Annotated in this window: 12 protein-coding genes; 9 read left to right on the forward strand and 3 right to left on the reverse strand. The window is 60.9% G+C overall.

What is annotated here, in order from left to right; translation table 11 throughout:
* Positions 1-5: 5 nt before the first annotated feature.
* Positions 6-1487, reverse strand: coding sequence for a betaine-aldehyde dehydrogenase (gene betB / locus G3N59_RS01665; RefSeq protein ID WP_205980732.1), 1482 nt, complete (start codon positions 1485-1487; stop codon positions 6-8).
* A gap of 17 nt (positions 1488-1504) precedes the next feature.
* The gene (gene betI, locus G3N59_RS01670) at positions 1505-2116 is read right to left on the reverse strand and encodes a transcriptional regulator BetI (RefSeq protein WP_205980734.1); all 612 of its coding nucleotides are present in this window, start codon (positions 2114-2116) and stop codon (positions 1505-1507) included.
* A gap of 270 nt (positions 2117-2386) precedes the next feature.
* On the opposite strand from betI, the gene G3N59_RS01675 reads away from it, so the two are divergent.
* The 8 genes from G3N59_RS01675 to fdhA all read left to right on the forward strand — a co-directional run bounded on the left by G3N59_RS01675 (position 2387) and on the right by fdhA (position 12626).
* On the forward strand, positions 2387-3526 hold the full coding sequence (locus tag G3N59_RS01675; RefSeq protein ID WP_205980735.1) for a porin: 1140 nt from the start codon (positions 2387-2389) through the stop codon (positions 3524-3526).
* A gap of 747 nt (positions 3527-4273) precedes the next feature.
* Positions 4274-5659: an L-serine ammonia-lyase gene (locus G3N59_RS01680; RefSeq protein WP_205980737.1), complete on the forward strand. Its 1386-nt coding sequence runs from the start codon at positions 4274-4276 to the stop codon at positions 5657-5659.
* Between the two features lie 28 nt (positions 5660-5687).
* Positions 5688-6932: a sarcosine oxidase subunit beta family protein gene (locus tag G3N59_RS01685; RefSeq protein WP_205980738.1), complete on the forward strand. Its 1245-nt coding sequence runs from the start codon at positions 5688-5690 to the stop codon at positions 6930-6932.
* Between the two features lie 30 nt (positions 6933-6962).
* Entirely contained in the window at positions 6963-7295 is a 333-nt protein-coding gene (locus tag G3N59_RS01690; RefSeq protein WP_205980739.1) for a sarcosine oxidase subunit delta, read from the forward strand.
* The gene (locus G3N59_RS01695) at positions 7292-10300 is read left to right on the forward strand and encodes a sarcosine oxidase subunit alpha family protein (RefSeq protein WP_205980740.1); all 3009 of its coding nucleotides are present in this window, start codon (positions 7292-7294) and stop codon (positions 10298-10300) included. The genes G3N59_RS01690 and G3N59_RS01695 overlap by 4 nt, the downstream gene beginning before the upstream one ends.
* Entirely contained in the window at positions 10290-10934 is a 645-nt protein-coding gene (locus G3N59_RS01700; RefSeq protein WP_205980742.1) for a sarcosine oxidase subunit gamma, read from the forward strand. The genes G3N59_RS01695 and G3N59_RS01700 overlap by 11 nt, the downstream gene beginning before the upstream one ends.
* Positions 10931-11374 carry a dihydroneopterin aldolase gene (locus G3N59_RS01705; RefSeq protein ID WP_205980743.1) on the forward strand — a complete coding sequence of 148 codons (444 nt, stop codon included), beginning with the start codon at positions 10931-10933 and terminating at the stop codon, positions 11372-11374. Before G3N59_RS01700 ends, G3N59_RS01705 begins: the two co-directional genes overlap by 4 nt.
* 55 nt (positions 11375-11429) lie before the next feature.
* On the forward strand, positions 11430-12626 hold the full coding sequence (gene fdhA, locus G3N59_RS01710; protein WP_205980744.1) for a formaldehyde dehydrogenase, glutathione-independent: 1197 nt from the start codon (positions 11430-11432) through the stop codon (positions 12624-12626).
* A gap of 80 nt (positions 12627-12706) precedes the next feature.
* Here the strand turns inward: fdhA and G3N59_RS01715 are convergent, their stop codons facing one another.
* Positions 12707-13729 (reverse strand): GlxA family transcriptional regulator, encoded by a 1023-nt coding sequence (locus G3N59_RS01715; RefSeq protein WP_205980745.1) that lies wholly within the window; start codon positions 13727-13729, stop codon positions 12707-12709.
* On the opposite strand from G3N59_RS01715, the gene G3N59_RS01720 reads away from it, so the two are divergent.
* Positions 13629-13937 (forward strand): hypothetical protein, encoded by a 309-nt coding sequence (locus G3N59_RS01720; RefSeq protein WP_205981085.1) that lies wholly within the window; start codon positions 13629-13631, stop codon positions 13935-13937. The genes G3N59_RS01715 and G3N59_RS01720 overlap by 101 nt on opposite strands.
* Positions 13938-14118: the final 181 nt, after the last annotated feature.

A 14118-nucleotide genomic window follows, 5' to 3' on the forward strand; every position in this document is an offset into this window, starting at 1 on the left:
GCTTTTTAGAAGACGGGCTGATACGGTCCCAGCTCGACCTGAACGGATTTGATGCGCGTGTAGTGCTCGAGCGTGGTGAGGCCGTTTTCGCGTCCCACGCCCGATTGCTTGTAGCCGCCCACCGGCATTTCGGCGGGCGACTCGCCCCACGTATTGATCCAGCAAATACCCGCTTCCAGACGATGAATCGCGCGATGCGCGCGCGCCAGGTTTTCCGTCACGACGCCAGCGGCCAGACCGTAGAGCGTATCGTTCGCTCGCTCGATTACTTCGCGTTCCTCATCGAATACGAGAATGCTCATGACTGGGCCGAAAATCTCCTCGCGTACGATCTGCATGTCGTCGCGGCAATCGGTAAAGACCGTGGGCTGCACGAACTGGCCGCGCGCGAAGTCGCCTTCGATCCGACGTGCACCGCCTGCGAGCAACCGCGCTCCTTCGCGCTTGCCGCTCTCGATATAGCGCAGCACTTTTTCGAGTTGCGCCGCACTGGCAAGCGGCCCGAAGTTGGTGGCGGGGTCGCTGGGCTGCCCCACGCGAATGCGCGCCACGCGCTCGATGACGCGTGCTTCGAAGGCCTCGCGCACGGCGCGATGCACGAATACGCGCGTGCCGTTGGTGCAGACCTGGCCCGCGCTGAAGAAGTTGGCGGTGACGGCGATATCGGCGGCGCGATCGAGATCGGCATCGTCGAAAACGATCAGCGGTGACTTGCCGCCCAGTTCCATCGTCACTTCCTTGAGCGACGATGCGCCCGCGGCCGCCATCACTTTCTTGCCCGTTTCCACGCCGCCTGTGAACGAAATTTTCTCGATGGCGGGATGCGTGCTCAGCAGCGCGCCCACGCGTGCATCGCCCTGTACGACATTGAATACGCCAGGCGGCACACCCGCTTCGATATAGATCTGCGCGAGACGCGAGGCAGAAAGCGGGGTGATTTCACTGGGTTTGAAAATCATTGCATTGCCGGCTGCGAGTGCAGGCGCGGATTTCCAGCAGGCGATCTGCAGCGGGTAATTCCATGCGCCGATACCGGCCGTCACGCCCAGCGGTTCGCGCCGCGTGTAGACGAACGAGCTTTCGCGCAGCGGAATCTGCTGGCCTTCGAGTGCGGGCACGAGGCCCGCGTAATACTCGATCACGTCGGCGCCCGTGACGATATCGACGCTACGCGTTTCCGCGATGGGCTTGCCGGTATCGCGCATTTCGAGCTCGGCGAGTTCGTCGTTGCGCTCGCGCAGCAATTCGACGGCGCGGCGCAGGATGCGCGATCGCTGCATGGCGGTCATGGCGGCCCAGACGCGCTGGCCCGCGCGTGCGGATTGCACGGCGCGCTCGACATCGGCCGCGCTGGCCTGCTGCACGATGGCGAGCAGTTCGCCGGTGGCGGGGTCGTGCGTTTCGAAGGTTTCGCCGCTGGTGGCGTCGGCGTACTGGCCGTCGATAAAGAGGCGTTCGGGGCCGAAAGCAGTCGTGCGAGTGGTCATGCGAGTGTCGCTCCAGTTCAGGCGCGCTGGGCCGCACGCGGGCGGGCGTGCGCTTCCAGCAGAAGGTCGATGTAGTCGTTGGCAAGGCGCAGCGCGGCCTTTGTATCGAACGGCTCGCCGGTGGTGGCGCCACGCAGCCACAGACCGTCGATCATGGCGGCAAGCCCGCTGGCGGCGCGGCGCGAGGCCGCGTGCGGCAGTGCGCGGCCGAACTCCACACAGAGATTCGAATACAGCCGCCGCGTATTGACGTGTTGCAGCCGCCGCAGCGCGGGCACATGCATGCTCTCGGCCCAGAACGCGAGCCAGGTCTTCATCACGGGGCCGCTAACCTGCGAAACGTCGAAATTCGCCGCGACGATCGCGCGCAAACGCGCCCGTGCCTGCGGCCGCGCAGCCTTGAGCCGGCGTTGTGCAGCCGCGCCGAGATCGCGCAGCACATGGCGCATGGTGGCTTCGAGCAGCGCATCCTTGCCGCCGAAATAGTGGCTGACGATGCCCGTGGAAATGCGCGCGCGCTGCGCCACGGTAGCAAGCGTCGTGCCGGACAGACCCGACTGATCGATCGACTCCAGAGTGGCATCGATAAGCTGGGCGCGGCGAATTTCGCGCATTCCGATCTTGGGCATGGCATTCCTGGTGCATCGTGAAGGGCTTAACTTTAAGTTTTTTTTATTGAACGATCAATCAATAAAAAACGGGGTGGGTCCTGTATGACGTATTTTCGAAGCTGCTTGACGGATTCGCGATGATCCTGGGCGGTCATGTCGCATCAAGCCTGGCGGGCGTCGTTTGAGCGCAAGTGGCGGGAGATTTGGACTTATACGTTTTGCAGGTCCGTGCGCTGCTTGCAGCATGCGGCCTTTCAACCGTAGTGCGAGTCTGGAGAGACCGACACCATGAAAAGAACGAATACGGCGGCCTTGAGTGCCATTGCGCTGGCGACGATGCTGATGTCGAACGCGAGCCATGCGCAGAGCAGCGTGACCCTCTACGGCATTATCGACGCGGGTGTGACGTGGGTGAACAACGCTGGCGGCTCGCATCAGGTCAAATTCGACGACGGTATTTCCTATGCGAACCGTTTTGGCTTAAAGGGCACGGAAGACCTGGGCGGCGGACTGAAAGCGGTGTTCGAACTGGAAAGCGGTTTTCACCTGGGCAACGGGCAACTGGCGAACGGTGGATCGCTATTTGGGCGTGCTGCTTATGTGGGACTGCAAAGCGATTGGGGAACGCTTACGCTCGGTAACCAGATCGATATGACGCAGGAGTTTGTTTATCTGTTCAATATCACCGCCTGGGCGAGCGGCTATGCAATCAATCAAGGCGACTTCGACCGCATGAATGGGGATCATCTGCCTAATTCGATCAAGTTCATGTCGAATACGTATGGTGGGTTCCAGTTCGGCGGTATGTATTCATTCAGCAATACGCCAGGGGATTTCCATACGGGTAGCGCGTGGAGCGTGGGGGCGCAGTATCAGCATGGCGATTTCGCTATGGGGACTGCGTATACGCAGTTGAATAATCCTTCAGGGATTTATGCGTTCGATCCTTATGCCATGATTGGTGTGCGGTCTTTTTTTGGGCGGCCTACTGTGAGCGTGGATGCTTCGGGGGCGGTTGCCGATCTTTATTCTAGCGATTCGTTTCCTGTTGATAAACAGGGGACGTTTGGGATCGGGGCTAGCTATGCGATCGGCGCTGTGACGCTTTCTGGAGACTTCACTTATACGCAGATCAAGGCGTTCGGGGACAGCGAACATATGCTTGTGGCCGAAGGCGGCGCTAACTGGCAGGTTACGCCGGCTTTTAGTGCTATTGGCGGGTATCAGTACACTCACTTCGATGGGCATCACTGGAATCAAATCTCGGCTGGGTTGCATTATCTGCTCTCCAAGAATACCGATGTTTATCTTTCTGGCGACTGGCTTAAGGCTTCGCAAGGGGTCGATGCTGTGATTGGGTATAGCTTTACGCCTTCTTCCACTACTACGCAGGCGGATGTGCGTATTGGGATGAGGCATTCGTTTTGATTGGTTTTCTTTTGTTTTGGCATTTCCTTGTTTTCGTGTCGGTCTATTAGTGTCGCCCCTGTGCGGGGCGGCACCTACTTTTCTTTGCAGCGGCAAAGAAAAGTAGGCAAAAGAAAGCCGCTCACACCGCCAGTGTGACGCAGTCCACAAACAGCCGTTAAGGGGGAAAGGTATAGGAGCATCCGGTCCCCCGCACCCTACCACTAAGTGACAAGGCGCCCGCCCACCCGGGGGCGCTACGCGCCCCGAGGGGCATGACGCAAACCGAAGGTTTGCTGGTTTCCGTGGCAAACCCAACCGTTGCGCGCGCAGCGAGCAACGGGATGAATGACGGCTTTGTCACTACCTTTGAAGGCGCGAGACGCCGGACGCCCCTATACCATTCCCCGCGTAAGGCTGGTTGTGGACTGCGTCACATTGGCGGTGTGAGCGGCTTTCTTTTGCTTACTTTTCTTTGCCGCGGCAAAGAAAAGTAAGTGCCGCCCCGCACAGGGGCAACGCTAATAGACCGACACGAAAACAAGGAAATGCCAACCTCCAAAAAAAACCAAAAAAAATGCTGCACCGCACCACCCATAGTTTTTCCGCCAAAAACCATCGCCAACCCGCACCAACACCCCAGTCGCCACCCCAACTGGCGACCCCATCCTAATCCCATGCCGCTTTTGTTCTATCAACCCCCACCCAGATTTTGATCTACTGCTCCCATCGCCGCGCAAGCGGCCCCACCGAACTCAGGGAAGTCAGATGAACGTCAGCGTCTTCGACCTGTTCAAGATCGGCATCGGTCCATCGAGCTCGCACACGGTTGGTCCGATGATTGCCGCCTGCCGCTTCGCTTCGCATATCGAAGACGCCAATCTGCTCGGCTTCGTGCGCCGCGTCAAAGTGGAGCTCTACGGTTCGCTCGGCGCTACCGGCAAGGGCCACGGCACCGATAAGGCCGTCCTGCTCGGCCTCGAAGGCCATCTGCCCCATAGCATCGACCCGGACAGCATCGAGCCGCGCCTCGCCGAGATCCGTCGCGACAAGTCGCTGATGCTGCTCGGCAAGCAGGAGATCCGCTTCGAGGAGCGCGAGTGCATCGGTTTCTTTCGCAAGACGCTCGGCGGCACGAATACGCTGCACTCGAACGGCATGCGCTTTCAGGCTTTCGATGAACAAGGCCAGTTGCTGGTGGAGAAGGAGTATTACTCGGTAGGCGGCGGTTTCGTCGTGAATCGCGAGGGCGATCGCGTCAATGGCGTGCGCGGCGTGCAGGAGGTGCCCTGGCCGTTCCGCACCGGCGACGATCTGCTGCGCGTTTGCCGCGAAAGCGGTCTTTCGATCGCGGAAGTGGTGTTCGCCAACGAATGCGTCTCGCGTTCGCCGGAAGCCGTGCGCGAAGGGCTCATGGCGATCTGGCAAACCATGGCCGCCTGTGTGGAGCGCGGTTGCCGCATGCGTGGCGAGCTGCCGGGCCCGATGCAGGTGCGCCGCCGCGCCGCCGATCTCTGCGCGAATCTGCGCGCACGTTCGGAAGAGTCGCTGCGCGATCCGCTTTCGATGCTCGACTGGGTCAATCTCTATGCGATGGCCGTCAACGAGGAAAACGCCGCAGGCGGCCGCGTGGTCACGGCGCCCACCAATGGCGCGGCCGGCGTGATTCCCGCCGTGCTCCATTACTACGTGAAATTCACGCCGGGCGCGAACGATAAGGGCATCGTCGATTTTCTGCTGACGGCAGCGGCCATCGGCATCATCTATAAGGAAACGGCCTCGATTTCAGGCGCCGAAGTGGGTTGCCAGGGCGAAGTGGGCGTGGCCTGTTCGATGGCGGCAGCGGCGCTCGCGGCGGTGATGGGCGGTACGCCCTCGCAGGTGGAAAACGCCGCTGAAATCGGCATGGAACACAACCTGGGCATGACCTGCGATCCCGTGGGCGGTCTCGTGCAGATTCCCTGCATCGAACGCAATGCAATGGGCGCGATCAAGGCGCTCAACGCCTCGCGCATGGCGCTCAAGGGCAATGGCGAGCACTACGTCACGCTCGACAACGTCATCAAGACCATGCGCGAAACCGGCGCCGATATGAAAACCAAATACAAGGAAACGTCTCGCGGCGGCCTGGCCGTGAACGTCATCGAATGCTAATGGAAATGCGCAACGAGGGAACCGTGAAATGAGCCGCTATTCGATATTCAGTCTCTTCCGCAACGGGTTGTCGTATCACGAGAACTGGGAGCGGCAATGGAAAAGCCCCGAGCCGAAAAAGGAATACGACGTGGTGATCGTCGGTGGCGGCGGGCACGGTCTGGCGACCGCTTATTACCTCGCGAAGGAACACGGTGTCAAGAACATCGCGATCCTCGAAAAAGGCTGGATCGGCGGCGGCAATACGGCGCGCAATACCACCATCGTGCGTTCCAATTATCTGTGGGACGAATCGGCAGGCCTTTATGAAAAGGCCATGAAGCTCTGGGAAGGTCTCGCGCAGGACCTCAATTACAACGTGATGTTCAGCCAGCGCGGCGTGCTGAATCTCGCACACACGCTGCAGGATGTGCGCGATACGGAACGACGTGTGAATGCGAACCGCCTCAATGGTGTCGATGCCGAATTCCTCACGCCCGCGCAGATCAAGGAAATCGAGCCCACCATCAATCTGAATAGCCGTTATCCCGTGCTGGGCGCGTCGATCCAGCGTCGCGCAGGCGTGGCGCGCCATGACGCCGTGGCCTGGGGCTTCGCGCGCGGCGCCGATCGTCTGGGTGTCGACATCATCCAGAATTGCCAGGTGACCGGTATTCGCCGCGACGGCGCGCGTGTCACGGGCGTGGATACGGTAAAGGGTTTTATCAAGACGAAGAAGGTCGCCGTGGTGGCCGCAGGCAATACCACCACGCTCGCCGATATGGCCGGCGTGCGTCTGCCGCTCGAAAGCCATCCGCTGCAGGCGCTGGTGTCCGAGCCGATCAAGCCGGTCGTCAATACGGTCATTATGTCGAACGCCGTGCACGCCTATATCAGCCAGTCCGATAAGGGCGATCTGGTGATTGGCGCGGGCGTCGATCAATACACGGGTTTTGGTCAGCGCGGTAGTTTCAATGTGATCGAAGGCACGCTGCAAGCCATCGTCGAAATGTTCCCGGTGTTCTCGCGCGTGCGCATGAACCGGCAGTGGGGCGGCATTGTCGATGTTTCGCCAGATGCCTGCCCGATCATCAGCAAAACCGACGTGAAGGGTCTCTATTTCAATTGCGGTTGGGGCACAGGCGGTTTCAAGGCCACGCCGGGTTCGGGTTGGGTCTTCGCGCATACGATCGCCAACGACGAACCGCATCCGCTGAATGCACCGTTCTCGCTGGACCGTTTCTATACCGGCCACCTGATCGACGAACACGGCGCTGCTGCCGTTGCGCACTAATCACCCACGGGCTTGAAAGGAGTACACGCTATGTTGCTGATCGAATGTCCGTGGTGCGGTCCGCGTGCCGAAGCGGAATTTACCTGTGGTGGCGAGGCGGAAATCGCGCGCCCGCTGGAGACCGAAAAACTCACCGATAAAGAATGGGGCGATTACCTGTTCATGCGCCATAACCCGCGTGGCGTGCACAAGGAGCAATGGCTGCATGCGCAGGGTTGCCGCCGCTGGTTCATGGCCACGCGCGATACGGTCACTTACCAGATTCACGGCTACGAGAAGTTCCGCACGGGCGGCGCAGTCAACACGAACGAAAGCCAGAACACGAACCAGAGCAATACGGGCACGCAAGGGAGCAAGGCATGAGCCAGAAGAATCGTCTGGGCGCCGGCGGGCGCATCAATCGCGCAATTCCCTTGAGCTTTACGTTCAACGGACGCACGTATCAGGGCTATCAGGGCGATACGCTGGCATCGGCGTTGCTCGCCAACGACGTGCATTTTGTCGCGCGCAGTTTCAAATATCACCGTCCGCGCGGCATCGTCACGGCCGATGTGGCCGAACCGAATGCGGTCGTGCAACTGGAAAGCGGCGCATATACGGTGCCGAATGCGCGCGCCACGGAAATCGAGCTGTATCAGGGCCTCGTTGCCAACAGCGTGAATGCCGTGCCGAATCTGGAAAACGACCGCATGGCCGTGAACCAGAAGTTCTCGCGTTTCATGCCGGCCGGTTTCTATTACAAGACCTTCATGTGGCCGCGTAAATTCTGGCCGAAATATGAAGAGAAGATTCGCGAGGCCGCGGGTCTGGGCAAGGCGCCCGAAGTGCTCGACGCGGATCGCTACGACAAGTGCTTCGCGCATTGCGATGTGCTCGTGGTCGGTGGCGGTCCGGTGGGTTTGCTGGCCGCGTTGACGGCGGGGCGCAGCGGCGCGCGCGTGATTCTCGTCGACGATCAGCGCGAACTGGGCGGCAGCCTGCTCGCAGGCAAGATCGAAATCGACGGTCGTCCCGCCATTCACTGGATCGAAAAAATCGAGGCCGAACTGGCGGCATTGCCCGATGTGCAGATCCTGTCGCGCAGCACGGCCTTTGGTTATCAGGACCACAATCTCGTCACGATTACGCAGCGTTTGACCGAGCATCTGCCCGTGTCCACGCGTCAGGGGACGCGCGAGTTGCTGTGGAAGGTGCGTGCGAAGCGCGTGATTCTGGCGACCGGCGCGCACGAGCGTCCGATCGTATTCGGCAATAACGATCTGCCGGGTGTGATGCTGGCGTCGGCGGTATCGACGTATATCCATCGCTATGGCGTGCTGCCCGGCCGCAATGTGGTGGTGTTCGCGAACAACGATGCGGGCTATCGCTGTGCGCTCGATCTCAAGGCGTGCGGTGCAGCGGTCACCGTGGTCGATCCGCGTGGCCAGGGCGCGAGCGAATGGCAATCCGCCGCGCGCCGCCAGGGCGTGAAGATCATGAATAACGCGGCAATCATGAGTGCGCGTGGCAAGACGCGCGTGAATGCCGTTGAAGTGGTCGCCTGGAATAAAGGCCAGACCGGCGCGAAGCAGGCCGATCTTCCCTGCGATCTGGTGGCGATGTCGGGCGGCTTTAATCCCGTGCTGCACCTGTTCGCGCAATCGGGCGGCAAGGCGGCCTGGAGCGACGCGAAGGCGTGCTTTATTCCCGGCAAGCGCGTGCAGCCCGAAGTGAGCGCGGGCGCGGCAGTGGGCGAATTCAGTCTCGCACGCGGTCTCACGCAGGCCATCGATGCGGGCGTGGACGCTGCGCAATCGCTGGGCTTCGCCGTGAAGCGCCCAGAGATGCCGAAGGTCGCCGATCACGCCGAAGCGCCGATGCAACCGCTCTGGCTCGTAGGCAGCCACGCGGCCGCGGCACGCGGGCCGAAGCAATTCGTCGATTTCCAGAACGACGTGGCGGCCGCCGATATTCTGCTGGCGGCGCGCGAAGGTTTCGAATCGATCGAGCACGTCAAGCGTTATACGGCGATGGGCTTCGGCACCGATCAGGGCAAGCTCGGCAATATCAACGGCATGGCCATTCTTGCCAATGCGCTCGGCAAGACAATTCCGGAAACCGGCACCACGACGTTCCGCCCGAATTACACGCCGGTGACCTTCGGCACTTTCGCGGGCCGCGAACTGGGCGATCTGCTCGACCCGATCCGCAAGACCTGCGTGCACGAATGGCACGTGGAAAACGGCGCATTGTTCGAAGACGTGGGCAACTGGAAGCGTCCCTGGTACTTCCCGAAGAAGGGCGAAGATCTGCATGCGGCGGTGGCGCGCGAATGCCTCGCGGTGCGCAATAGCGTGGGGATTCTCGATGCTTCGACGCTCGGCAAGATCGATATTCAGGGCCCCGATGCTGCGAAGCTGCTCAACTGGGTTTATACGAATCCGTGGCTCAAGCTCGAAGTGGGCAAGTGCCGCTATGGCCTGATGCTCGACGAAAACGGCATGGTGTTCGACGACGGTGTGACCGTGCGCCTCGGGCCGCAGCACTACATGATGACGACCACGACGGGCGGCGCGGCGCGCGTGCTCACGTGGCTCGAACGCTGGCTGCAAACCGAATGGCCCGATATGAAGGTGCGTCTGTCTTCCGTGACCGACCATTGGGCGACCTTCGCCGTCGTTGGCCCGAAGAGCCGCAAGGTGCTGGAAAAAGTCTGCGCCGATATCGATTTCGCCAACGCAGCGTTCCCGTTCATGTCGTATCGCAACGGCACGGTGGCGGGCGCGAAAGCGCGCGTCATGCGCATCAGCTTCTCGGGCGAACTCGCTTATGAAGTGAACGTGCCGGCCAACGCGGGCCGCGCGGTATGGGAAGCATTGATGGCCGCTGGTGCGGAATTCGACATCACGCCGTACGGCACGGAAACGATGCACGTGCTGCGTGCGGAGAAGGGCTACATCATCGTCGGTCAGGACACCGATGGATCGGTGACGCCGTTCGATCTGGGCATGGGCGGTCTGGTTTCGCAGACCAAGGACTTTCTCGGCAAGCGTTCGCTGTCGCGCTCCGATACGGCGAAGGAAGGCCGCAAGCAGTTCGTTGGCCTGCTCACCGAAGACGCGCAATACGTATTGCCCGAAGGCGGCCAGATCGTCGCGCCGGAGTCACGCGCCAGCATGGACGGCACGATGCCGATGATCGGCCACGTGACGTCGAGCTATTACAGCCCGATTCTCAAGCGCTCGATTGCGCTGGCGGTGGTGAAGGGTGGTCTCGGCAAGATGGGCGAAAAGGTTGTGGTGCCGATGGCGGATGGCCGTCGCGTGAGTGCGACCATCGCCAGCCCGATTTTCTATGACACGGAAGGGGTGCGTCAGCATGTTGAATGAAACGAGAGAACCGATGCCCCTCGCGGAATGCGTCGCGGCAGTGTGGCTGGAATCGCCGTTCGTCGGCGCGGATGATGTCATGAAACAACACGCAGCACGCCCGTCCAAGGCCTTCGCCATGCGCGAGTTGCCGTTCCGCGATCTGGTCAATGTGCGCGGCGAACCCGGCGATGCGGCGTTTGCCCGTGCCTTTGCAGAGGTCGTGGGTTGCCGCCTGCCGTTGCAGCCGAATACGCGCTCCGCTGGCGCCGATTACGACGTGCTCTGGCTTGGCCCCGACGAATGGCTCGTGCGCTCGACCGCTGCCGTGGAAGCCGGCGTGCTCGAAGCGAAACTGGCCGAAGCGTTGAATGCGGACAGCGGCGCGTGGGCGGCGGCGGTGGACGTCGGCAGCGGCTTTACGACCGTGGAATTGACCGGCGCGCGTGTGCGCGACGTGCTCGCGCGCGGTTGCCCGCTCGATCTGCATCCGGGCGTGTTCAAGGAAGGCCAGTGCGCGCAGAGCTTCTTTTTCAAGGCGTCGATCGTGCTGATTCCCACCGGCGCGGATCGTTATGAAGTGGTCGTGCGGCGCAGTTTCGCCGATTACTTTTGCCGCATTCTGCTCGACGCCGCTGCGCCGCTGATGTCATGAAGATCGTCGATGAAGGCATCGTGCAGGCGCTTTCGCCTCACACGCTGACGGCCGGGAGGGGCCGCGGCTGGAGCGTGTTTGTCGAAGCGCTGAGCGTGCCGGTGCGCGTGGGCATCCACGCGTACGAGCATGAAGCGCCGCAGCCGGTCGTGATCGATGCGCAACTGGGCTACGGCTGCGCGCCGGACGAGTCCGGCGAATGGATCGATTACGACGGCTGGTGCACGCGCGTGAGCGAATGGCTCGCACAGAAACCGCATACGCGGCTGCTCGAAACCCTGGTGGCCGACCTTGCGGCGCTGTCGTTTCGCGAATGGCCCGCGTTGCAGACGCTCACGCTCGCCGTTCACAAACCGAAGATTCGCCCCGGCACGCGGCGCGTGGGTGTTGCGCTCGAATGGACGCGGGCCGATTTTCTTGCATGGAGCGCTGCGATGTAAGCCGTAGCGCTGTGTCAACCGAGGCAAAAAGCCCATCACACAGGAGACAGCAACGATGAGTAGCAATCGAGGCGTGGTGTATCTCGGACCGGGCAAAGTCGAAGTCCAGAATATCGACTACCCGAAGATGGTTGATCCGTCCGGACGTTCGATCGGTCATGGCGTGGTGCTCAAAGTGGTCAGCACCAATATCTGCGGTTCGGACCAGCATATGGTGCGCGGCCGCACGACGGCGCCGGTTGGTCTCGTGCTTGGGCACGAGATTACCGGCGAAGTGGTCGAAGTGGGCCGCGACGTGGAAACGCTCAAGATCGGCGATCTGGTTTCGGTGCCCTTTAACGTGGCGTGCGGACGTTGCGCGATGTGCCGCGAGCAACATACGGGCGTGTGCCTGAACGTGAATCCTTCGCGTGCGGGCGGTGCGTATGGTTATGTGGATATGGGCGGCTGGATTGGCGGTCAGGCGCAATATGTTCTGGTGCCTTACGCCGATTTCAATCTGCTTAAATTCCCGGATCGCGATCAGGCGATGGCGAAGATTCGCGATCTCACCTGTCTATCGGATATTTTGCCCACGGGTTATCACGGCGCGGTAACGGCAGGCGTGAAGCCGGGTTCGACGGTGTATATCGCGGGCGCGGGGCCGGTCGGGATGGCGGCGGCTGCTTCGGCGCGTTTGTTGGGCGCGGCTTGCACGATCGTCGGCGATATCAATGCGGAACGTCTCGCACACGCGAAGGCGATGGGTTTCGAAGTCGTCGATCTTTCGAAAGACGCCACGCTCGGCGAGCAGATCGAGCAGATTCTCGGCAAGCCGGAGATCGATTGCGCGGTCGATTGCGTGGGTTTCGAAGCGCACGGTCATGGCGCATCGGGTCATGCCGAAGAAGCGCCCGCCACGGTGCTCAATTCGCTGATGGAAATCACGCGGCCTGCGGGCATGATCGGCATTCCTGGCTTGTACGTGACCGATGATCCGGGTGCAACCGATGTGGCGGCCCGTCACGGCAGTCTGAGCATTCGTTTTGGCCTGGGCTGGGCGAAGTCGCATACGTTCCATACCGGTCAGACGCCGGTGCTCAAGTACAACCGCAACCTCATGCAGGCGATTCTGTTCGACCGTCTGCCGATTGCGAAGATCGTCAATGTATCGGTGATTTCGCTGGAGGAAGCGCCCGAGGGCTACAAGAAGTTCGATGGCGGCGCGCCGCGCAAGTTTGTTATCGATCCGCACGGGATGCTGGCGGCGTAATTAAAACTCGCTGCGTTAAATAAAAAAGGCAGCCCTTGAATGGGCTGCCTTTTGGCGTTTGATTCTTTTAAGCGGATTTTTCAGGCGTGTGCGGGAATCGCCGGTAAATGCCGCAATGGCGCATCTACGCCCGCCATCGGCGCAACGCGTTTGCGGCGCTCGCCAGTGGGCGCGATACCAAACGCGTCGCGATAACTCTTGCTGAAATGGCACGCCGACTGGAAACCGCAGGCCATGGTGATCTGCATGATCGACATATCGGTCTGCAGCAGCAGCTCGCGCGCGCGGCGCAGACGCAGCGTGAGGTAATAGTGCGTGGGCGTCATGCCCAGGTGCTCGTGAAACAGCCGTTGCAACTGGCGTTGCGACATATTCGCGAGCCGCGCCAGTTCTTCGCGCGAAAGCGGCTCTTCGATATTGCTCTCCATGAGCGAAATGACTTCGAACAGCGATTTGTTCGCCGAACCCAGCCGTGCAACCAGCGGCATGCGCTGCTGCGCGCTGGTGTCGCGAATATGCTCGACCACGAATTGTTCGGCGATCTGCGTCACGCGCGAGGTGCCCACGCGCGGCGTGATGAGGTGCAGCATCATATCGAGCGGTGCAACCCCGCCCGTGCAGGTCACGCGATCGCGGTCGATTACGAACAGTTCCTTGAGAAAGCGCGTAGAAGGAAACTCTTCCTTTAGCGCCGACATGTTTTCCCAATGGATCGCGCAGGCATAGCCTGCCAGCAGACCCGATTTGGCGAGCGCATAGGTGCCCGTACACAGGCTGCCGAGCGCCACGCCCATGCGTGCGAAACGGCGCAGCGTATTCAGATGCGCGGCCGAGGTGACGTGCTGCACGTCGATACCGCCGCAGACAAACACAATATCGGGCTGTCCGGCGCATTCGGCCGGGCCCGTATCGAAGCCAATACCGCTACTGGACGTGACCGTGCCGCCTTCGGGGCTGATGATGGACCAGCGATAAAGCGGCTGCCCGCTCAGGTAATTAGCCATGCGAAGGACTTCGATCGCGTTAGTGAAGGCGATCATCGTGAAGTTCGGCAACGGCATGAACGCGAAATGCGCTAGCGACGCGGTGCGCTCGGGAGACATGGGGAACCATTCCTTTTATTCGATGGCGACGCTCGGGGCGCGACCAGGCTACGGCATTCTGGAGTCGGGCACCATCGGTCTGCCATGCGGCAAAACCCTGATGCGCCAACCTCCTTACAACGAGCTTCGGTCTTTTCCCCTGAGGAAACGGTCGTGCTATCCGGCGCGCATGAAGCGCATCAACCAGACAGCCGGTAAAGCACGCTGAACATCAACGGAACGCATCGGGGAATGGCCGTTTCGAGTGTACGAGAAATTTATTCGGATCAGAAAGAATTTGCAGCGGTGTGACGGGCCCCCGTCGATTCACCACGACTTGTGAAAAACGGACGCCGATGGCGGAAAAGGAAAAGAACGCGTCTGAAATCGGATATCGATCAAAAAGCCGA

It is taken from the genome of Paraburkholderia sp. Ac-20340, assembly GCF_017104965.1.
GTDB lineage: Bacteria > Pseudomonadota > Gammaproteobacteria > Burkholderiales > Burkholderiaceae > Paraburkholderia.

Bases quoted from the DNA above. Each gene is read 5' to 3' on its own strand.
- betB (WP_205980732.1), bottom strand. From the start codon at position 1,487: ATGACCACTCGCACGACTGCTTTCGGCCCCGAACGCCTCTTTATCGAC.
- betI (WP_205980734.1), bottom strand. From the start codon at position 2,116: ATGCCCAAGATCGGAATGCGCGAAATTCGCCGCGCCCAGCTTATCGAT.
- G3N59_RS01675 (WP_205980735.1), top strand. From the start codon at position 2,387: ATGAAAAGAACGAATACGGCGGCCTTGAGTGCCATTGCGCTGGCGACG.
- G3N59_RS01680 (WP_205980737.1), top strand. From the start codon at position 4,274: ATGAACGTCAGCGTCTTCGACCTGTTCAAGATCGGCATCGGTCCATCG.
- G3N59_RS01685 (WP_205980738.1), top strand. From the start codon at position 5,688: ATGAGCCGCTATTCGATATTCAGTCTCTTCCGCAACGGGTTGTCGTAT.
- G3N59_RS01690 (WP_205980739.1), top strand. From the start codon at position 6,963: ATGTTGCTGATCGAATGTCCGTGGTGCGGTCCGCGTGCCGAAGCGGAA.
- G3N59_RS01695 (WP_205980740.1), top strand. From the start codon at position 7,292: ATGAGCCAGAAGAATCGTCTGGGCGCCGGCGGGCGCATCAATCGCGCA.
- G3N59_RS01700 (WP_205980742.1), top strand. From the start codon at position 10,290: ATGTTGAATGAAACGAGAGAACCGATGCCCCTCGCGGAATGCGTCGCG.
- G3N59_RS01705 (WP_205980743.1), top strand. From the start codon at position 10,931: ATGAAGATCGTCGATGAAGGCATCGTGCAGGCGCTTTCGCCTCACACG.
- fdhA (WP_205980744.1), top strand. From the start codon at position 11,430: ATGAGTAGCAATCGAGGCGTGGTGTATCTCGGACCGGGCAAAGTCGAA.
- G3N59_RS01720 (WP_205981085.1), top strand. From the start codon at position 13,629: ATGCGAAGGACTTCGATCGCGTTAGTGAAGGCGATCATCGTGAAGTTC.
- G3N59_RS01715 (WP_205980745.1), bottom strand. From the start codon at position 13,729: ATGTCTCCCGAGCGCACCGCGTCGCTAGCGCATTTCGCGTTCATGCCG.